This window comes from Paraburkholderia sp. JPY419, assembly GCF_050435705.1.
In the GTDB taxonomy this organism is placed as follows: Bacteria; Pseudomonadota; Gammaproteobacteria; order Burkholderiales; family Burkholderiaceae; genus Paraburkholderia; species Paraburkholderia youngii.
In genome coordinates this window covers 2,021,822-2,040,725 of sequence record NZ_JBNDKV010000002.1, presented here as the reverse complement: position 1 = coordinate 2,040,725, position 18,904 = coordinate 2,021,822, and the positions used below count along the sequence as shown (strand labels likewise).

Annotated in this window: 16 protein-coding genes, 1 tRNA gene and 2 riboswitches; of the genes, 14 read left to right on the top strand and 3 right to left on the bottom strand. The window is 62.7% G+C overall.

What is annotated here, in order from left to right:
• The first annotated feature begins 34 nt into the window (after positions 1 to 34).
• The 10 genes from QFZ91_RS15385 to QFZ91_RS15340 all read left to right on the top strand — a co-directional run bounded on the left by QFZ91_RS15385 (position 35) and on the right by QFZ91_RS15340 (position 10,721).
• Entirely contained in the window at positions 35 to 1,183 is a 1,149-nt protein-coding gene (locus QFZ91_RS15385; RefSeq protein ID WP_429567726.1) for a flagellin, read from the top strand.
• A 161-nt stretch (positions 1,184 to 1,344) separates the two neighbouring features.
• On the top strand, positions 1,345 to 2,850 hold the full coding sequence (gene fliD / locus QFZ91_RS15380; protein ID WP_429567725.1) for a flagellar filament capping protein FliD: 1,506 nt from the start codon (positions 1,345 to 1,347) through the stop codon (positions 2,848 to 2,850).
• Positions 2,851 to 2,877: 27 nt separating this feature from the next.
• Positions 2,878 to 3,168, top strand: coding sequence for a flagellar protein FliT (gene fliT, locus QFZ91_RS15375; protein ID WP_429567724.1), 291 nt, complete (start codon positions 2,878 to 2,880; stop codon positions 3,166 to 3,168).
• Between the two features lie 263 nt (positions 3,169 to 3,431).
• Complete coding sequence (locus tag QFZ91_RS15370; protein ID WP_429567723.1) at positions 3,432 to 5,819, top strand: tetratricopeptide repeat protein; 2,388 nt, start codon at positions 3,432 to 3,434, stop codon at positions 5,817 to 5,819.
• Entirely contained in the window at positions 5,816 to 6,961 is a 1,146-nt protein-coding gene (gene vioA, locus QFZ91_RS15365) for a dTDP-4-amino-4,6-dideoxy-D-glucose aminotransferase VioA (RefSeq protein WP_429567722.1), read from the top strand. The genes QFZ91_RS15370 and vioA overlap by 4 nt, the downstream gene beginning before the upstream one ends.
• Positions 6,962 to 6,966: 5 nt before the next feature.
• Complete coding sequence (locus tag QFZ91_RS15360; protein ID WP_429567721.1) at positions 6,967 to 7,665, top strand: WbqC family protein; 699 nt, start codon at positions 6,967 to 6,969, stop codon at positions 7,663 to 7,665.
• Complete coding sequence (locus QFZ91_RS15355; protein ID WP_429567720.1) at positions 7,662 to 8,639, top strand: hypothetical protein; 978 nt, start codon at positions 7,662 to 7,664, stop codon at positions 8,637 to 8,639. The genes QFZ91_RS15360 and QFZ91_RS15355 overlap by 4 nt, the downstream gene beginning before the upstream one ends.
• Positions 8,636 to 9,160, top strand: coding sequence for a GNAT family N-acetyltransferase (locus QFZ91_RS15350; RefSeq protein ID WP_429567719.1), 525 nt, complete (start codon positions 8,636 to 8,638; stop codon positions 9,158 to 9,160). Before QFZ91_RS15355 ends, QFZ91_RS15350 begins: the two co-directional genes overlap by 4 nt.
• A gap of 186 nt (positions 9,161 to 9,346) precedes the next feature.
• Positions 9,347 to 9,979: a phytanoyl-CoA dioxygenase family protein gene (locus tag QFZ91_RS15345; protein ID WP_429567718.1), complete on the top strand. Its 633-nt coding sequence runs from the start codon at positions 9,347 to 9,349 to the stop codon at positions 9,977 to 9,979.
• A 4-nt stretch (positions 9,980 to 9,983) separates the two neighbouring features.
• Complete coding sequence (locus QFZ91_RS15340) at positions 9,984 to 10,721, top strand: class I SAM-dependent methyltransferase (RefSeq protein ID WP_429567717.1); 738 nt, start codon at positions 9,984 to 9,986, stop codon at positions 10,719 to 10,721.
• 206 nt (positions 10,722 to 10,927) lie between these two features.
• On the opposite strand, the gene QFZ91_RS15335 is transcribed toward QFZ91_RS15340, so the two are convergent.
• Positions 10,928 to 11,302, bottom strand: a complete 375-nt coding sequence (locus QFZ91_RS15335) for a hypothetical protein (protein WP_429567716.1) — start codon at positions 11,300 to 11,302, stop codon at positions 10,928 to 10,930.
• Positions 11,303 to 11,995: 693 nt separating this feature from the next.
• Positions 11,996 to 12,071 (bottom strand) — tRNA-Arg (locus QFZ91_RS15330).
• Positions 12,072 to 12,379: 308 nt separating this feature from the next.
• On the opposite strand from QFZ91_RS15330, the gene QFZ91_RS15325 reads away from it, so the two are divergent.
• Positions 12,380 to 13,279: a c-type cytochrome gene (locus tag QFZ91_RS15325; RefSeq protein WP_429567715.1), complete on the top strand. Its 900-nt coding sequence runs from the start codon at positions 12,380 to 12,382 to the stop codon at positions 13,277 to 13,279.
• A gap of 117 nt (positions 13,280 to 13,396) precedes the next feature.
• Here QFZ91_RS15325 and QFZ91_RS15320 read toward each other — a convergent pair whose 3' ends face one another.
• Positions 13,397 to 15,481, bottom strand: coding sequence for a UvrD-helicase domain-containing protein (locus QFZ91_RS15320; protein ID WP_429567714.1), 2,085 nt, complete (start codon positions 15,479 to 15,481; stop codon positions 13,397 to 13,399).
• A gap of 249 nt (positions 15,482 to 15,730) precedes the next feature.
• Here QFZ91_RS15320 and QFZ91_RS15315 point away from each other — a divergent pair, with 249 nt between their 5' ends.
• The 3 genes from QFZ91_RS15315 to gcvT all read left to right on the top strand — a co-directional run bounded on the left by QFZ91_RS15315 (position 15,731) and on the right by gcvT (position 18,880).
• Complete coding sequence (locus QFZ91_RS15315; RefSeq protein WP_429567713.1) at positions 15,731 to 16,780, top strand: oxidoreductase; 1,050 nt, start codon at positions 15,731 to 15,733, stop codon at positions 16,778 to 16,780.
• 217 nt (positions 16,781 to 16,997) lie between these two features.
• Positions 16,998 to 17,348: a hypothetical protein gene (locus QFZ91_RS15310; RefSeq protein WP_176125396.1), complete on the top strand. Its 351-nt coding sequence runs from the start codon at positions 16,998 to 17,000 to the stop codon at positions 17,346 to 17,348.
• 49 nt (positions 17,349 to 17,397) lie between these two features.
• Positions 17,398 to 17,499, top strand: a riboswitch (glycine riboswitch).
• Between the two features lie 21 nt (positions 17,500 to 17,520).
• A riboswitch (glycine riboswitch) is annotated at positions 17,521 to 17,681 on the top strand.
• An 80-nt stretch (positions 17,682 to 17,761) separates the two neighbouring features.
• Complete coding sequence (gcvT, locus tag QFZ91_RS15305) at positions 17,762 to 18,880, top strand: glycine cleavage system aminomethyltransferase GcvT (protein WP_429567712.1); 1,119 nt, start codon at positions 17,762 to 17,764, stop codon at positions 18,878 to 18,880.
• The last annotated feature ends 24 nt before the right edge of the window (positions 18,881 to 18,904 follow it).

The following is an 18,904-nucleotide window of genomic DNA, read 5'->3' as shown; positions in this document are numbered from 1 at the left end:
GTAACGGGCTCAAGGCTTATTTAGGAGATTTTCCATGCTCGGAATCAATAGCAACATCAACTCGCTGGTTGCACAGCAAAACCTCAATGGCTCGCAAAGCGCCCTCTCGCAAGCTATTACGCGCCTGTCGTCGGGCAAGCGCATCAACAGCGCAGCTGACGATGCAGCAGGTCTGGCAATCTCGACCCGCATGCAAACGCAGATCAACGGCCTGAACCAGGGCGTGTCGAATGCGAACGACGGCGTGTCGATGATTCAAACGGCATCGAGCGCACTGTCTTCGCTGACGTCGAGCCTGCAACGTATCCGCCAGCTGGCTGTGCAAGCATCGACCGGTTCGCTGTCATCGAGCGACCAGGCTGCTCTGCAGAAGGAAGTTTCGGCGCAGATCGCTGAAGTGAACCGTATCGCTTCGCAAACGACGTACAACGGCACGAACATTCTGGACGGCTCGGCTGGCAGCGTGACCTTCCAGGTCGGTGCAAACGTTGGCCAGACCATCAGCCTGAACCTGAGCCAGTCGATGTCGGCAGCGAAGATCGGCGGCGGCCTGGTGCAAACGGGTCAAACGGTCGGTACGGTCACGGTCTCCACGGACTCGACCGGCACCTACACCAGCACCGGCGCAGCGATCACGTCGGTCAACGTGTTGTCGGACGGCAAGGGCGGCTACACCTTCACCGACCAGAACAACCAGGCGATTTCGTCGGGCGCAGTTGCCAACATCTTCTCGGCTGGCACGGGTGCAGGTTCGGGCACGGCAGTCACCAACCTGACGCTGAACGCGACGTTGGCGACGGCGATGGGTGCGACGGCTTCGGGCGTTGCAACCGCCTCGATCGCTCAGATCAACGCGATCAACAGCCCGCCGACGGTTTCGGGCCTCGACATCAGCACGGTCACTGGTGCAAACCAGGCTATGGTCTCGATCGACAACGCGCTGCAAACGGTCAACACGCTGCAAGCTGCACTCGGCGCGGCACAAAACCGTTTCACCGCGATCGCAACGTCGCAGCAAGCTGAATCGACCGACCTGTCGTCGGCACAGTCGCAAATCACGGACGCTAACTTCGCACAAGAAACGGCGAACCTGAGCAAGGCGCAAGTGCTGCAACAAGCAGGTATCTCGGTGTTGGCTCAAGCAAACTCGAACCCGCAGCAAGTCCTGAAGCTCCTGCAGTAAGAGCTGACGCAGTAAGGTGATGTGCCGTGCAAAAAGCCCGGCGCATCACCGGGTCTCAAGCAACGGGAGGCATGCCTCCCGCTGTGCATTTCCATCACAAAGTGATGTAGCATCGCACACCACCCAATACAGAAAGATTCCCCGACGCCCGGAGCCTCCGCATGTCCTCGATCCCAACTACGTCTTCTACAGCAAGCGCCAATAGCGCGCTGCAGTCGGCTGCTCAATCGATCATCAGCGGCTCAACGGGCAATTCGTCGATGGACGTATCGACGCTCGTCACGGCACTCGTGAACGCGAAGACCGCGGGACAAACCGCGGCTCTGTCGGCGCAACAGACCAACGACAACACCACGCTGTCCGCGTACGGCGCGCTCAGTTCGGCGCTGAGCGCGCTGCAGTCCGGCATTGCGAACCTGGCCAACGGCACGACGCTGTCGACTTTCGCGGCAACCGCGAGCGGCACCGGACTGACGGCAACGGCGGGGGCCGGTGCGGTGGCCGGCAGCTATTCGATCGCGGTCACGCAGATCGCCAGTTCGCAGGCTCTGTCGTCAGCGGCATTCGGTGCCACGACGCAACTCGGTACGGGCACGCTGACGGTCTCCCTCGGCGGCAAGTCGATGAGCATCAACGTCGACAGCACCAATAACACGCTCTCCGGAATCGCAGCCGCGATCAATTCCGGCAGCGGCAACCCGGGTGTCACGGCCACCATCGTGACCGGCACGGACGGCGCTCACCTCGTGCTGCGCGCGGCCAACACGGGTGCGGCCAACGTCATCAACGTATCGACCAGCAACGTCACCAGCGACACCGGCCTGTCGAGCCTCGGCGTGACATCGACCGCGAGCACCACCGGCGGCCAGTCGACCATCACTTCGGCAAATTCGAGCAGCGCCTGGACGCAAAGCGGCTACGCACAAGACGCAGAATTCTCGGTTGGCGGAATCGCGGCCAGCAGTTCGACCAATGCGGTAACGAGCGCGATTTCCGGCGTCACGATGAACCTCACGGCGGCCTCCGCGGGCACGACGCAGACGCTCACCATTGCGCAGGACACCAGCTCGCAGAACACCGCGATCAACAATTTCGTGAGCCTCTACAACACCGTTGTTACGACGATGTCTTCGCTCACGTCGTACAGCTCCGGCGCATCTTCCCAAGGTCCGTTGCTGGGCGACTCCACGCTGCAGACAATCAGGAACACGCTCGCCACGATAGTCGGCGGCTCGGTCGGCTCGGGCAGCACCGGCGCCACGCTGGCGGCAATCGGCATCACGCTCAAGGACGATCCGGCTGACGGCACGATGGTGGTCGACAACAGCAAGCTGAACACTGCGCTGACGAGCAGCCCGGCCACTGTTGCGTCGCTCTTCAATTCGACCAACGGGATTGCCGAGCAGCTGAACACCAGCATCACCACATTCACGCAGACCGGCGGCATCATCGATACGCGCAACACCGCGCTGAATGCCGACCTGAAGAGCATCACCACGCAGCAAAGCGCGCTCGCCGACTACACGGCGCAATTGACGAGCCAGTACCAGGCTCAATTCACCGCGCTGAACACGCTGATGGCGACCATGAACAACAATTCGCAATACCTGACCCAGCTGTTCGGCGGCACCAACAGCGCAGGCGCGCTGGCTACGAACAAGGGCTAAGCCTTGGACGCGAACCGTAGGAACCAGATGGAACTGGTCGAACGCGTGCTGTCCATCACGCGCGACATCGAGCAGGCGGCCTCGCTCGCCGACTGGCCGGAAGCGGCTCGCCTGACCGAAGCGCGCTCGCCGCTCCTGATGTCGCTCAGCGCCGATCAGAAACCGGCCGCTCTGGACCTGATCCGCCAGATTCAGGCGATCGACGCCGCGCTGCTCGCCGACGCGGCCATCACCCAGGCAGAACTGCATAGCGAGTTCGAAGCCGCGATCGGGCGCGCCAAGGCCGCCAGCGAATACCAGCGGATGGCCCGCCTGTAAATCATCCGCAGCGCGGCCCCCCGGTGCGGCTTCCGTTCCGAAGCCAACCGGTCGCACCGGCCCACCAGATAACAAGAACCACGTGCCGAAGTCAGGCACGCTCGTTCCGTTGGCCCGCCTCGCGCGGGCTTTTTTCTTGCCCGCCGGTTAGCGGCAGCCCGCTCCATACACTAAACAGGCGGCCTTTTTACCGTCATCTCCGAGCATCGGAAAGCCACTCTCCGCCGCACAATTTCCGTCATAGACCATTCTGCGCTGAGACTATGACTCTCCTGTACGAGCAGCCGACGGCTGAACCCTTGACGCCCGAACAACAGCTCGAGCACGACATCGCGCTCGTCTTGCAAACGGCGCTGGAGCACCACCACAAGGGCGAATTCGACGACGCCGAAGCACTCTACCGGGCGATCCTCGACGCGAGGCCACAGCACTCCGATGCGCTGTACGACCTCGGCGTGCTGCTCGTTCAAACGGACCGCCCCGCCGACGCACTGCCCCAATTCGAGTTGGCGCTCGGTCAGCAGCCGCAAAACGGTCAATATTGGGCGGCTTATATCAGTGCATTGATCGACGCGGGCGAAACCGCCGCCGCGTGGCTGGCGCTGGAAATGGGCCAGAAGCAGGGGCTAAAGGGCCCGGCGGTGGATGGTCTGATCGTGCGGCTGGCGAATCCGGGCAAGGTCGTTCCGACGCAGCCCGTGGCAGTTCAGAATCCGCAGGCAGAGAACCAGGCGAGCGCCGAGCCCGCTGCCGACGCAGCGACGGCGAACCCGGACACCGGCAAATCGAAGATCGCCGCGGCGCGGCGCGTCAGCCAGCAGGAAACCACACGATTCACATCGCTGTACAACAGAGGCCAGATTGCCGAGGCCGTCAAGCTCGCGCGCTCACTCACTCAGCGCTTCCCCGCCGACGGCATGACATGGCGCTGGTACGGCATTGCGCTGCATCGCCTTGGACGGTACGACGACGCACTCGTTCCGTTGCGCAAAGCCGCAGAACTTCTTCCCGAGGAACTGGAAAGCCGCACCGTCCTTGCGGATACGCTTCGACTGAAAGGCTTGCTCAAGGAAGCCGAAGAAGCCTGCCGCGCGATCATTGCGATCAATCCGGGTTACGCAGAAGCACAGCGGATCTACGGCATGGCACTGGTTCACCAGGGACGCGTCGCCGAGGGCCTCGCCGCTGCACGGCGCGCGATTGAACTGGCGCCGGACACCTCCGGGATGCACAACACTCTGGGCGTGCTGCAGCTCGATCTGGGCATGGTGAGCGAGGCCGAGCAGAGCTTCCGCGTTGCGCTTGAGAAAGACCCGAAAGATGCGATCGCGGCCGACAACTTTCTCTTTTCGCTCGCGCACAATCCCGAAGTCAAGCCCGACAAGCTGTTCGCCGAACACATCAAATTCGCCGACCAGCACGAAGCCCCGGTGCGCTCGCAGTGGCCACGCCACGTGAATAAGCGCGCGCCACATCGCAAGCTGAAAATCGGCTTCGTCTCCGGCGACCTTTTCCGCCACGCGGTCTCGTCCTATCTATTGCCGATCATGCAGCACCTCGCGACCGACCCGAGCGTGTCGCTTCATGTGTACAACAACCATATCCTGGAAGACGACTACACGCATTTGCTGCGACAATGCGCGCACGAGTGGCACCAGATCACGGGCATGCCGGACGCGCAACTGGCGAACCGGATTCGCGACGATCGGATCGACATTCTGTTCGACCTGTCCGGCCACACCGGCCGCAATCGCCTTCTCACGTTCGTGCGCAAGCCTGCACCGATTCAGGTCAGCTGGCTGGGCTATCCCGCCACGACCGGACTCAGCGCGATGGACTATTACCTCGTCGACAAATTCGGTGTGCCGTTCGGCCCGGCGGAACGCATCTTTTCGGAAAAGATCGTTCACCTGCCCGCAAACGCGCCGTTCCTGCCGGAACAAAGCGCGCCGCCGGTCAATATCCTGCCGGCCATGCACAATGGCTATGTGACGTTCGGTAGCTTCAACCGCCTGAACAAATTGCGTCCTGACGTAATCGAGCTGTGGGCGCAACTGCTACATGCGCAACCGTCGTCGCAGATGTTGCTGGGCGCGATCGCAACCGATGAGGACGAACAGCTTCTCACCGACTGGTTCGCGAAGGCCGGCATCACGCGCGAGCGCCTCATGTTCCGCCGCCGCTCAAGCTTGGCGGTCTATCTGCAGCAGCATTTTCACGTCGATATCTGTCTCGATACGTTTCCGTACACCGGCTCGACGACCGTGCTGAACTCGCTTTGGATGGGCGTGCCGACGTTGACGATTGCAGGCGACACGCTGCCCAGCCGCGCAGGCGCGACCTGGATGTCACACGTCGGGCTTGAACAGTTTCTCGCCGCGGACAAGGCGGATTTCGTCGCCAAAGGCCTTGCGCTGTCCTCCGATATCCCTGCGCTCGCCGCATTGCGCACCGGCTTGCGCGAACGCTGCGTGGCGTCGGCGGCATTCCGCCCCGAGGTAGTTGCCGCAGGTTTGTCGCGGGCCCTGCGAATCATGTGGCAGCGCTGGTGCGAAGGCCTGCCGCCCGTCGCCTTCGAAGTATCCGCAGAAGATGCCGCCGCCGCCACAGACAACTCCACCGCGCAGTCCGAGACAGGGGAAAACAAGTGAACGCAGCCTTACCGCTTGGGGCCATCGAACCGCAGATCGACGAGCGCATATACGTTACCCAGCCGCACCTCGCGCCGCTCGAAGAATTCATTCCCTATCTTCAACAGATCTGGGACAGCAAGATCCTGACGAACGGCGGTCCGTTTCACCAGCAGTTCGAAGCGGCGTTGTGCAAATACCTCGGCGTGAAGCATCTCGCGCTATTCACCAACGGCACGCTTGCGCTGCTCACCGCCCTACAAGCGCTGCGCGTGAGCGGCGAAGTGATCACCACGCCCTATTCGTTCGTCGCCACCGCCCATTCGCTGGTCTGGAACGGCATCAAGCCGGTATTCGCCGACGTCGACCCGCTGACGTTGAATCTCGACCCGGCCAGGATCGAGGCAGCCATCACGCCGCAAACCACCGCGATCATGCCGGTGCATTGCTACGGCAAGCCGTGCGACGTCGAAGCGATCCAGAAGATCGCCGACAACTACAACCTCAAGGTGATTTACGACGCAGCCCATGCGTTCGGCGTGCAGACCGAAACCGGCAGCGTGCTCGAGCATGGCGACCTCGCCGTGCTGAGCTTCCACGCAACCAAGGTCTTCAACACGTTTGAGGGCGGCGCGATCATCTGCCAGGACGCCAAGACGAAACAACGCATCGACCATCTGAAGAACTTCGGCTTCGTCGATGAGGTAACCGTAGTTGCGTCCGGCATCAACGGCAAGATGAGCGAGATCAATGCCGCGTTCGGCCTGCTGCAACTGCAGCACATCGACGAAGCGTTGGCACGCCGTGCGCAGATCGACGCGCTCTATCGTGAGCGTCTGCGCGACGTGCGGGGTATCCGTTGTTTGCCGAAGGCGGGTGAGAAAGTCGCGAATCACTCGTACTTTCCGATTCTTGTCGGACCGGACTATCCGATCAGCCGCGACGCGCTGTATCAGAAGTTCCGCGACGCGAACATCTACGCGCGCCGCTACTTCTATCCGCTGATCTCAGATTTTCCGATCTATCGCGGCCTGCCTTCGGCGCGCCAGGACAACCTTCCGGTCGCGCATGCCGCCGCGCAACAGGTACTGTGCCTGCCGATTTTCCCGGCGCTGACGGATAGCATGCTGGATCGCATCATCGGGATCATTGTGGACGCCTGAACGTCATGAAGCTCGCGATCATGCAGCCGTACCTGTTTCCGTACATCGGATATTTCCAGTTGGCGGCTGCAGTCGACAAGTTCGTCTTTTACGACGACGTGAACTACATCAAGAACGGTTGGATCAACCGCAACCGGATACTGCTGGGCGACCAGGTGCGTTATCTGACCGTACCACTCAGCGGCGCGAGTTCTTCGCTCAAGATCAACGAAGTGCACGTGGAGCCGAGCGAGCGGTGGCTGCGCAAGCTGCTCGAATCGGTTCGGCACGCATATGCCAAAGCGCCTCATTACCCGCAAGTCAGTGCGTTGATCGAGCGGATTATGAGCGAAGCGCTGACGCCGATTTCGTCGCTCGCAGCACAAACCGTCGTGGAAATCTGCCGCTACCTGGAGATTGACACCGAATTCGTCCCGTCTTCGACGAAATACGGCAATGCGCAACTCAAGGGCGTCGATCGCGTCGTCGACATCTGCGAAAAGGAGCAGGCGAGCATCTACGTAAATCTGCCCGGCGGCCGGGCGCTTTACGACAGCAAGGTATTTTCCGCACGCGGCATGGAACTCGCTTTCATTGAACCGAACCTCAGCCCTTACGCGCAGTTTGGCCAGGCTTTTCAGCCTGCCTTATCGATTCTCGACGTCCTGATGTTCAACAGCAAGAACCGCGTGCAAGATATCTTGTGCGTCGAGGTATGCTCATGACCCCGCTCGAGCCGTATGCGATCGGCGGATATTTCGAGCTCGAACTGCCGCGCACCAAAGCGACGTTTCACGACGGCGCACTGCGTTTCCAGTCGTCGCGCGCTGCGTTTCTCGCGCTGCTGCGCTCTGTGCGCCCGACCGCCGTCTGGATGCCCTGGTACATATGCGACGCGATGGTCGAACCTCTGCGCATGACCTGCACGCCCATCAAACGCTACCGGCTCGATGCCGATTTACGTGTGCAGTCCGCCGACGTAGCACACGGCGAATGGCTCGTCTACGTCAACTATTTTGGCTTGTGCGCTCACCAGGTCGACGACGTGCTTGGCCGTTTTCCGCGCGAACGCGTCGTGATCGACAACGCTCAGGCGTTGTTCGCGCAGCCTGCCCATTGCCTGGCCACGCTGTACTCCCCCCGAAAATTTCTCGGCGTGCCAGACGGCGGTTTGCTCGTCACTCAGAAGGCAATCGACCTGCCGGAGGCCATCGACGAAGCCTCGCTGCTGCGCTGTAGTCATCTGTTGACCCGCCTTGGAAGAGATGCAGAAGCGGGTTACGCCTACTATGCTGTCGCCGAAGAAAGCTTGAAGGAGCAGGAGCCGTTGCGGATGTCCGCACTCACCGAACGGTTGCTCGCGAGTATCGACTACGACAGCGTGCGCTCGCAGCGAGTCGAGAATTTCGCTTTTCTGCACGAGAAGCTGCAACGCTACAACCGCTTCACGTTTCGTCATGACGGACAGTCGGTACCGCTCTGCTATCCATTTTTCGATGCACCTGCCGGACTGCGCGAAGCGCTTCGGGCACAACGCATCTATACACCCACTTATTGGCCGGACGTGGCTGCCGCTGAAGGCATGCCTGAGTTCGAGCGCAATCTTCCCGGCTCGACGCTGTGCCTGCCGTGCGATCAGCGGTTGACGCCCGATGACCTGGCACCGATCGCACAACACTTACTGGACCGGCTGGCATGATCGACAACACCATATTCCTGCGTGAGATCGAGCGCGGCGACCTGCCGACCATCAATGCGTGGCGCGCCGACAAGGCGCTCGTCGGCCTGCTGGGCGGCACCTTCCGGTATGTCGGCCCCGAGATCGATGGCAAATGGTTCGACAGCTACCTGAGTTCGCGTGCCGGCAATGTTCGTCTCGCCGTATGCCTTGCAGCGACGCGGGAGTTGGTCGGCGTGACGTACCTGCTAGGCATCGACTGGGTGAATCGCTGTGCGGAGTTCTCGATCCAGATCGGCGTCGAGTCGGCGCGCGGCCATGGGATCGGCGAGGCCGCAACGCGTCTGACGCTCGAACACGCATTCGGCGATCTCAATCTCAACCGCATCTCGTTGACCGTGCTCGCGTCCAACGACCGCGCCATTGCCCTCTACGAAAAAGTAGGTTTTCGCGCTGAAGGTCTGTTGCGCCAGGCCGTCTTCAAGGACGGCCGCTATCTCGACGTCGTTCCGATGGCCCTGCTCGCGGCCGATCGGCGTTGAGTCCTTCACCTTTGGGGTTGATCCGCATAGCTTATGAACACAATTGACGCTCGCCACCACACCGCGCTCGCAACCGCAGGCTGGACGGTGATTCCCCGCGTGATTCGCGGTGAACTGATCGATTCGCTGGTCAAGGCACTCGCTCCTTCGCTCGCGTTGCGCGATGACATCCGGCGACGCAACGGCGTGCTGGACAATAGCGCCGGCACCTTGCACCACCTGCTAATGGATGACCCGTGCTACGTCGAGTTGCTGGCGGAGTTCTCCGCGCTGGAGCCGGTTTTCAAAGGATACTTTGGAGGCAACTTCATTCTGAATTCATACGGCGGGGTGATTAACGAGCGCGACTCGCGCTCGTACGTGCAGAACGTGCACCGCGATATCCGCTTCGGCTCCGACACGCGGCGCTTCATGGTCAACGCCCTGGTCATGCTCGACGATTTCACGCTGGAAAATGGCGCGACTCACATTCTCTCGCGCTCGCAAAACGTGCAGCAGCAGCCCGCCGACGAGGACTTCTACGCGCGAGCTTCGCGTGCGACCGGAGAACGCGGGTCGGTCCTGCTGTTCGATTCACGCATGTGGCACGCCACCGGCCGCAATACCACCAACGCGCCACGCCGCGCGCTGACGCTAACGTTCACCAGCCCTTTCTTCAAGCCGCAGCTCGATTACGCGCGGCTGTTCGGCTACCGCAATCTCAACCGCTGTAACGCATGGATGCGCCAGGTGCTCGGCTTCAATGCCCGGGTGCCGGAGTCGCTGGATGAGTTCTACGTGCCGGTGGAGCAGCGGTTCTATCAACGCGGACAGGATTGATAACATGAGCAGAGACTACAACGCGGAGGCGAAAGATCATCCCGAGCATCGCTACGCTTACGGCTTCGATTACCTGATGCATGAATACATGCTTCAGACGGTCGCGCCGTTCGTTGTGAACGGCAACGCGCTCGAGCTGGGATGCTTCGAAGGCAACTTCACGCGGCTTCTGATGCAGCGGTTCGATTCGCTCGAAGTTGTTGAGGCATCGGCAGACTGCATTGCCGTTGCGTCGGATAAAACCAAAGGCGCCGTCAAATTCCATCACTCGACGTTCGAGACTTTCGAACCGGCGCGACGCTACGACAATATCTTCCTGATTCACACGCTCGAACACCTCGATCACCCGGTCGACGTGCTGGGCCGTATCGGCAGTTGGCTATCCGAAGGTGGCCGCCTGTTCGTGGCCGCGCCGAATGCGCGCGCCGGATCGCGCCAGATCGCGGTCAGCATGGGGTTGATCGACCATCACGCAGCCGTGACGCCGGCGGAGGCCGCGCACGGGCACCGGGTGACCTATTCGATCGATACACTGCGAGCCGATCTCCGCGCAGCAAAGCTCCGGCCGGTCACGGAAGGCGGCGTCTTTTTCAAGGGGCTCGCCAACTTCCAGATCGATGCCGCATTGCAGGCCGGCATCATCACCAAAGCGTATTTGGACGGATGTTTTGAACTGGGGCGTGTCTATCCCGACCTGTGCTCCAGCGTGTACGCGATCTGCGAGCGCGCGCCCGGCCGCTGATCGTTTTTCCGCCGGTGGAAGGGCTCTTTCGGGTGCCCTTTCCAGACTGCCGGCTCTGTGCCTGAATCGCTCGTCAGCGGTCGCCCGCGCACTCGCTGCCGTTGTCCGACGCAAATTCGAATTCATTTTCGTATTCTTCGTGCGGGGACGAGTTCGGTCATCGTGTCGAAGAAATCTTTGCGGGATGCAATAACCAGTCCGCCCAATTAGACCGGCGCTTTTTTGAGGTCCGACCCACCGATTTCGATGAGGCTTTCCTGATTCGCACGCTCCGCCGGTACGGCATTGCCTTTGCCGTTGTCCTTGTTTCCGCCTGCTCCGGTTTTGCCGCAGAGAACAGGGGCGCGTGAAAGAGCGGTGCATCGACAGCCGCGGCGCTCGCGTCCTGAAATGAGACGCCGGCGCAATGGTCGATCAGCGATTTCGTCACGCTGATGACGACGCCTGAGTCCAAGAACTTCATTCCGCGAGCCGACCGGATCGCCGTGTTCGACAATGACGGCACGCTGTGGCCGAAGCAACCCGCTTGAGCGCAATTGGTGTTCGCGCTGCAACGCGTGAAGGCGGTGGTCGGCAAGCATCCGGAATGGAAGCGGTAGGAACCGTTTCGCTCCATGCTCAAAGGCAATCTCAAGGGTGTGGCGGCGAGTGGGGATGCTGGATCGATGCAGGTATGGCGGCTGCACATGGAGGCATGACGAGCGAGCAATTTGCTGGGCTCGTGCATGAATCGTTCGACTCGGGAGCGATCCGAACTTTCGCCGGCCTTGTACCGAACTCGCGTATCAGCCGATGCTCGAGTTACTCGCTTATTTACGCGCCAATGGCTTCAAGACATATCTCGTGACGGGCAACGATGTTGAATTTGTCCGCGATCTCGCTCAGCGGATGTAGGGCGTTCCGCCGGAGCAGGTGATCGGCAGCACAGGTAAATACCGGCATAGCCAGAACAACGGCGCAGTCTCGCCGACCCGCCTCGCGGGTCAATATTGTGGTGGATGCGGAACCGGAATATGCGTTTGACCCCGTTACGAAACCTGGAAAGCTCTATAAGGGGTTGGACGAGGCTGCTGCGAAAGGCTGGCTCGTCGTGGATATCAAAGGCGACTGGAAGAGGATGTTTAAGGAGATGGTCGTACGACCGCGGCGGCGGCACCGTCGAATTACATTTCAGCCGCAGAGTCTCAGCCAGTGTCGAACGATACAAAGCCGCAAAAATACCAAAGGGCTTAGCGCACAACGCGCGTAAGCCCTTGACCGAGAATGACCTTTTTTGGCGCGCCCGGCTGGGATCGAACCAGCAACCCCTGCCTTCGGAGGGCAGTACTCTATCCATTGAGCTACGGGCGCTTCACCACAAAACTGCGGGGAATCTACGCGAAAGCACTGCAACCGGAAGGGACGCGACGCCAACGCGAGAGACCGCAAGGATACCCGGTTTCGGCCGAACCGTCCACCGGACGGCCTCCGACGCCTGCTCCACCGTATTCCCGAAGCCCCGCCATCATCCATGCCGATGCGGGTAAACGCCTGCTGAACACCCTCCAGGCCCCCTCGCCGCCGCCGAAACCTTGCGTCTATAATCGTCCGTGGCTGATAAAGAACAAGAAGTTGCCGTCGCGCTGTACCGCTCACATACCCACGGAGACGAGACAAGCATGAGCGAAGCACCACACGGAGCCCCGATCAAAACCCCAGCACAGCTCGTCGCCGCGGTCATCGCCGGCTTTGCTGTGCCAATCGTCATCATCGTTCTGCTCGCCGTCTACGTCGATAATTCGACGCGCACCGGCGCCGGCACCGACTCCCTCGCCGAAGCCGAAGTCACCGCCCGCATCCATCCGCTCGCCCAGGTCGAGGTCCGCGACGCCAACGCACCGCGCGTCTACAAGACCGGCGAGGAAGTCTACAAGGCGGTCTGCTCGGCCTGTCACGCGTCGGGTGCGGCAGGCGCGCCGAAATTCACCAACACCGCCGACTGGGCGCCGCGCATCGCGCAAGGCTTCGACACGCTGTGGCACACCGCGCTGTCCGGCAAGGGCGCGATGCCGCCGCGCGGCGGCACGAGCCCCGACGACTACAGCGACTTCGAGATCGCGCGCGCGGTCGTCTATATGGCGAACAATTCGGGCGCGAGCTTCCCCGAGCCGGCGCAGCCGGCGGCGGGCGCGGCCGCGGCATCGGGTGCCGCTGCGGCATCCGGCACGGCACTCGCATCGGACGCGGGCGCGGCCCAGGCCGCCGCGGCAATGGCCGCCATGGCCAGCGTGCCGCAGACTCCCGCGCCGGCAGCAGGCGGCGCGCAAAGCGCGGACGCTTCGCAGGCCGGCAAGGCGCTGTATCAGTCGGTATGTCAGGCCTGTCACGCGGCCGGCGTGCTGAACGCGCCGAAGTTCGGCGACAAGGAAGCATGGGCGCCGCGTCTGAAGGACTCGATGGACACGGTCTACAACTACGCGCTGCACGGCAAGGGCGCGATGCCGCCGAAGGGCGGCTCGAACGCATCGGATGCGGACGTGAAGGCCGCGGTCGACTATATGGTCAGCGCGGTGAAGTAAAACGGGCGGCATCGGACGCTAAACGAAAAATCCCTGCATGCGCTAACGCGATGCAGGGACTTTTTTTTGCGCAATGACAAGCAAGCGCACCAGGCCGGCACTTGAAGCCCCGCCCGCTCACGCCTTCTGCAACAGCGCCTTCAGACTCGCGAGCCGATCCTTCGGCGACATCGGCGCTTCTTCCGGCGTCGGCGGCGGCGCATCGTCGAGCAGCATTTCGTTGATGAAGCGCGACGGTTCGCAGACGATCGTCTCCCGCGCCCGCTTACGCTTCTTGCACCAGTTCAGGTGCAGGCTGCGCTGCGCGCGCGTGATCGCGACGTACATCAGCCGGCGCTCCTCCTCGATGCGCGCGTCGTCGATCGGTTCGTCGTCCGCGCCGCCGCGATGCGGCATGATGCCTTCCTCGACGCCGACCAGAAACACGTGCGGATACTCGAGTCCCTTCGACGCATGCACGGTCGACAGCCGCACCGCATCCGGATCTTCCTCACGGCCTTCGAGCATCGACATCAGCGCAACCGTCTGGATCAAGCCGAGCAGGTTCTTGCCGGTGTCGCCGAAGCCGTCGGCGGTGTCGTAGCCGGTCGCCTCGCTGCCGGCCGCCGGCTCCTTCTTCGTGCCCTTGCGCTTCAACCACTCGACGAACTCGAGCACGTTCTGCCACTTCGCCTGCGCCTGGCGTTCGTCGAACGCGTCGTACAGGTAAGCTTCGTAGTGGATCGCTTCCATCAGCTCGTCGAGCAGCGTGCCCGCCGCGTCCTTCTCCGCGCGGTCGGTCAGGCGCTGCATGAAGTCGCAGAACGCGCGCATCGGCTCGATCTGACGCGGCGACAGACGCGCCTCGATGCCGCCCATGTAGACCGCCTCGAACAGCGACACCTTCGCCTGGCCCGCGAACGCGCCGAGCGCCTCCAGCGTCGTATTGCCGACGCCGCGACGCGGTGTCGTGATCGCACGAATGAACGCGGGGTCGTCGTTCGCATTGGCGATCAGGCGCAGGTACGCGCAGATGTCCTTGATCTCGGCCTTGTCGAAGAACGACTGGCCGCCCGACAGCACGTACGGAATCCGTTCGCGGCGCAGCACCTGCTCGAAGATGCGCGCCTGGAAGTTGCCGCGATAGAGGATCGCGTAGTCGCGGAAATTCGCGCGCCGCTCGAACTTGTGCGCGGACAGCCGAAACACGACCGACTCCGCCTCGTGCTCCTCGTCGTTGCAGCCCGTCACCGTGATCGTGTCGCCCATGCCGTGCTCGGACCACAGCTTCTTCTCGAACAGCTTCGGGTTGTTCGCGATCACGTTGTTCGCGGCGGTCAGGATGCGCACCGTCGAGCGGTAATTCTGTTCGAGCTTGATCAGGTGCAGATTCGGAAAATCTTTGCCGAGCTGGCCGAGGTTCTCGAGGGTCGCGCCCCGCCAGCCGTAGATCGCCTGGTCGTCGTCGCCGACCGCCGTGAATGCCGCGCGCTTGCCGGCCAGCAGCTTCACCAGTTCGTACTGGCACGCATTGGTGTCCTGATACTCATCGATCAGCAGATAGCGCAGCTTGTTCTGCCAGCGATCGCGCACCTGCTCGTTGCTCGCGAACAGCTCGGCGGGCAGGCGGATCAGATCGTCGAAATCGACCGCCTGGTACGCATGCAGCGTCGCCACGTAGTTGCGATAGACGATCGCCGCCTGATGCTCGTCCTCGGTCGATGCGGTCGCGATCGCCTGCTCGGGCATGATCAGGCCGTTCTTCCACAGCGAGATGATCGACTGGATCTTGCGGATGAAGCCCTTGTCCGTCGAGCCGACCTGTTCCTGGATCATGCCGAAGCAGTCGTCGGAATCCATGATCGAGAACTGCGGCTTCAGGCCGACGTGTTCCGCCTCCTGCCGCAGGATCTGCACGCCGAGCGAATGGAAGGTACACACCGTCAGCTGGTTCACGGGCACCTTGCGGCCTTCCTTGCCGGGCGCGGTCAGCGTCTTGCCTTCGAGCAGCTTGCCGACGCGCTCGCGCATTTCCGCCGCGGCCTTGTTCGTGAACGTGACGGCGGCGATGTGGCGTGGCTCGAAGCCCTTCGCTTCGATCAGGTGAGCGATTTTCTGCGTGATCACGCGCGTCTTGCCGCTGCCGGCGCCGGCGAGTACGAGACAAGGACCGTCGAGATAACGGACCGCTTCACTTTGAGCGGGGTTCAGGCCTGCGGACATCGTTTGTGGATGGGTAAGACGGTTGAGGGCCGCTGAGGTCGGACCGGCGGGAGGCGCCGGCCGAAGGCCCGGGACATGCTGCGCGGCTCGATGCGCGCGAGAGGTGCGATGTTAACATGGACAACCGCGATGGACTCCGCGATGGGGTCATGCTCAGCCCCCGGTCCAGCCCACAAATGCCACAATGATGAGATTGCGCGCCGCCGCCGCGGTGGCAAGGCGGCGCGCCGTTCCTCCAGGAAGAATCGCATGTCCGCATCGCTGAAGGTTGGATTGATGGGCTACGGCTTCGCCGGCGCGACGTTTCACGCACCGGTGATCGAACATTGCGGACGCGCGAGCGTCGCCGCGATTGCGACCGGGCAATCCGAGAGAGCGCACGCCGACTATCCGCACGCCAAGATCGTCGCCGATCTCGACGCGCTGCTCGCGCTCGACGACATCGACTGCGTCGTGATCGCGACGCCCAACGACACCCACTTCGACCTCGCGCGTCGCACGCTCGAAGCCGGCAAGCACGTGGTCGTCGACAAGCCTGTCACGCTGAGCGCCGCCGACGCCCACACACTTGCCAATATCGCGCTCGCCCGCGGCAAGCTGTTCGCACCCTTTCACAACCGCCGCTGGGACGGCGATTTTCTGACCGTGCGCGAACTGCTCGCGCGCGTGGAACTGGGCCGCATCACGCACTACGAATCGCATTTCGACCGTTTCCGACCGAGCGTGCGTCAGCGCTGGCGCGAAGACGTGACGCGCGGCGGCGGTCTGCTGTTCGATCTCGGTCCGCATCTGATCGACCAGACGCTCGCCCTCTTCGGCGCACCGCAGACCGTCTCGGCGACGGTGCGCACGCATCGCGACGACGCAAGCGCACCCGACTACGTGCACATTCAGCTCGGCTACGAGGAGTTCGAGGTCGTCCTGCATGCAAGCGCGCTGACCGCGTTGCCGGGACCGCGCTTTGCGATCCATGGAACGCGCGGCAGCTATGTGAAACACGGCCTCGACACCCAGGAAGATCAGCTGAAAGCCGGCCTGCGCCCCGGCGACGCAGGCTTCGGCGCCGGCAACACCCCCGGCGTGCTGCGCGTGCTCGAAGGCGACCAGGAAGTCGAGCGTGAATTGCCCACCCGCAACGGCGAGTACGCAGGCTTCTATATTGCGTTGGCCGACACGATCCAGAACGGCGTCGCATTTCCGGTCAGCACGCGCGACGCGGTCGACGTAATGACGATCATCGAACTGGCCGCGCGCAGCTCCGAGCAGGGCGTGCGGCTGCCGTTCGAGCGCATTCGCTGAGCCTTGCATCGCTGCGCGTGGCACCGTGCTCGCGCGGTCTGTGTGCCGAAAACAGGATGACCTTCCGCGCCGTAAAGGCCGTCGGCGCGGGCCTTTCCTGACGTGCCAGAAAGGAACATAACGTTACAAATTCGCCCGCTGCCGAGTCAGCGGGCGTTCCTCGTCATCCGTTGCTAGCGAGGTAGCAATCGATACGACAACGACTCCTGGAGAATCCATGTCTCGAATCATCCGTGCCCTTGTTGCATGCGCGCTGCTCGGCTCCGTCGCCGCCTGCGTGGTAACGCCGCCGCCGGCCCCGCACCCGAGCCCGACTCCGCAGCAGATCGCGGACCAGCGCCTGCATCAGGTCGAGGGCCGCATCGACAATCTCGCGCGCCGTATCGACACTCGGGTGAATCAGGGCTATTACCCACCGCCGCAAGGCGCCGCGCTGCATCACCGCCTCGAGACGATCCGTCAGGAAGCGCGTGACATGGCCTCGCAGCACGGTGGCGGTTTGTCCGCGGAAGAACAGCGCGTGCTGAACCAGGAACTGGACAATGCGGCTCATGCGATCGGCGAGTGAGCGCTCCCGGCCCTTTATTTGACAAGCCCCGGCCCGTCGCGTACATTCGCCGCACGCGTCGGGAGAGCGTGCTGGCAAGCGAAAAATCGCAGGCCGCGCCGCCGAAGGGGCACACCCGCAAACTCTCAGGCAAAAGGACCGACCGCGTCGAAAAACCCGTCTTCCGGCGGTTTTTTCGCACTCTGGAGAGCGGCAGTAGCCATCCGCGTCGCACGTCGTGTACCGCAGGCAAGCTGCCCACCGAAGGGGCGCGCGTTTCCCCGTGACGAATCGAGCTCATTGAGCCAGTCGCGGCGGCGCAATCTCTCAGGTATCGAGGACAGAGGGGTCATGCAGAACCACGCTCGCAGGCACAAGGCCGCGAGGCAGTGCACCGCATGGCCTTTTTTGTTCCGCGAGACGCCCGAGGCCCCATGACCGAACTCAAACACACCCCGCTCCACGCCGCTCACCGTGCGCTCAATGCCCGCATGGTCGACTTCGGCGGCTGGGACATGCCCGTCAACTACGGCTCGCAGATCGAGGAACATCGCGCGGTGCGCACCGACGCCGGCATGTTCGACGTGTCCCACATGTGCGTGGTCGACTTCACCGGCGAGCGCGTCCGCGCGTTCTTCGAATACGCGCTCGCGAACAATGTCGCGAAGCTGCAAACGCCGGGCCGCGCGCTCTACTCCTGCATGCTGAATTCGAACGGCGGCGTGATCGACGACCTGATCGTCTATTACTTCGGCGAAGACCACTTCCGCGTGGTCGTCAACGCCGGCACCGCCGACAAAGACATCGCCTGGTTCGGCCAGCTCAACGCCGAAGGCGGCTTCGGCCTCACCATCACGCCGCGCCGCGATCTGGCGATCATCGCGGTGCAAGGCCCGAACGCGCGCCAAAAAGCGTGGCAAACCGTGCCGGCCGCGCGCGCCGCGACCGAAGCGCTGAAGCCGTTCAACGCCGCGCGCATCGACGGCACGCCGTTCGGCGAGTTGACCGTCGCGCGCACCGGCTACACCGGCGAAGACGGTTTCGAGATCATCGTGCCCGGTACGCATGTCGAAGCGCTGTGGAATGCGCTCGCCGCCCAAGGCGTGCGCCCGGCCGGTCTCGGCGCACGCGACACGCTGCGCCTCGAAGCCGGCATGAATCTTTACGGCCAGGACATGGACGACAATGTCTCGCCGCTCGACGCCGGTCTCGCATGGACCGTCGACCTCACCTCACCGCGCGACTTCATCGGCAAGAGCAGCCTCGTAGCCGACGGCTCGCGCGCCGGGTTCGTCGGCCTGATCCTGCTGAAGGACAACGGCAAGGCTGCCGGCGTGCTGCGCGCGCATCAGAAAGTCGTCACGCCGCACGGCGACGGCGAAATCACCAGCGGCACGTTCTCGCCGACCATGCAGGAATCGATCGCCTTCGCGCGCGTGCCGAAAGGCGTGCAGCCGGGCGACACGGTGCATGTCCAGATTCGCGACAAAGCCTGCCCCGCAAGCGTGGTAAAACTGCCGTTCGTGCGCAACGGCAAGGTGCTGGCGGTCTAAGCGGCCGGCGCACGCCCCTACATT

What these genes read in the sequence shown, in the direction of transcription:
- QFZ91_RS15385 (WP_429567726.1), top strand. Translation starts at nt 35, where the DNA reads ATGCTCGGAATCAATAGCAACATCAACTCGCTGGTTGCACAGCAAAAC.
- fliD (WP_429567725.1), top strand. Translation starts at nt 1,345, where the DNA reads ATGTCCTCGATCCCAACTACGTCTTCTACAGCAAGCGCCAATAGCGCG.
- fliT (WP_429567724.1), top strand. Translation starts at nt 2,878, where the DNA reads ATGGAACTGGTCGAACGCGTGCTGTCCATCACGCGCGACATCGAGCAG.
- QFZ91_RS15370 (WP_429567723.1), top strand. Translation starts at nt 3,432, where the DNA reads ATGACTCTCCTGTACGAGCAGCCGACGGCTGAACCCTTGACGCCCGAA.
- QFZ91_RS15360 (WP_429567721.1), top strand. Translation starts at nt 6,967, where the DNA reads ATGAAGCTCGCGATCATGCAGCCGTACCTGTTTCCGTACATCGGATAT.
- QFZ91_RS15355 (WP_429567720.1), top strand. Translation starts at nt 7,662, where the DNA reads ATGACCCCGCTCGAGCCGTATGCGATCGGCGGATATTTCGAGCTCGAA.
- QFZ91_RS15350 (WP_429567719.1), top strand. Translation starts at nt 8,636, where the DNA reads ATGATCGACAACACCATATTCCTGCGTGAGATCGAGCGCGGCGACCTG.
- QFZ91_RS15340 (WP_429567717.1), top strand. Translation starts at nt 9,984, where the DNA reads ATGAGCAGAGACTACAACGCGGAGGCGAAAGATCATCCCGAGCATCGC.
- QFZ91_RS15335 (WP_429567716.1), bottom strand. Translation starts at nt 11,302, where the DNA reads ATGCTTGCCGACCACCGCCTTCACGCGTTGCAGCGCGAACACCAATTG.
- QFZ91_RS15325 (WP_429567715.1), top strand. Translation starts at nt 12,380, where the DNA reads ATGAGCGAAGCACCACACGGAGCCCCGATCAAAACCCCAGCACAGCTC.
- QFZ91_RS15320 (WP_429567714.1), bottom strand. Translation starts at nt 15,481, where the DNA reads ATGTCCGCAGGCCTGAACCCCGCTCAAAGTGAAGCGGTCCGTTATCTC.
- QFZ91_RS15315 (WP_429567713.1), top strand. Translation starts at nt 15,731, where the DNA reads ATGTCCGCATCGCTGAAGGTTGGATTGATGGGCTACGGCTTCGCCGGC.
- QFZ91_RS15310 (WP_176125396.1), top strand. Translation starts at nt 16,998, where the DNA reads ATGTCTCGAATCATCCGTGCCCTTGTTGCATGCGCGCTGCTCGGCTCC.
- gcvT (WP_429567712.1), top strand. Translation starts at nt 17,762, where the DNA reads ATGACCGAACTCAAACACACCCCGCTCCACGCCGCTCACCGTGCGCTC.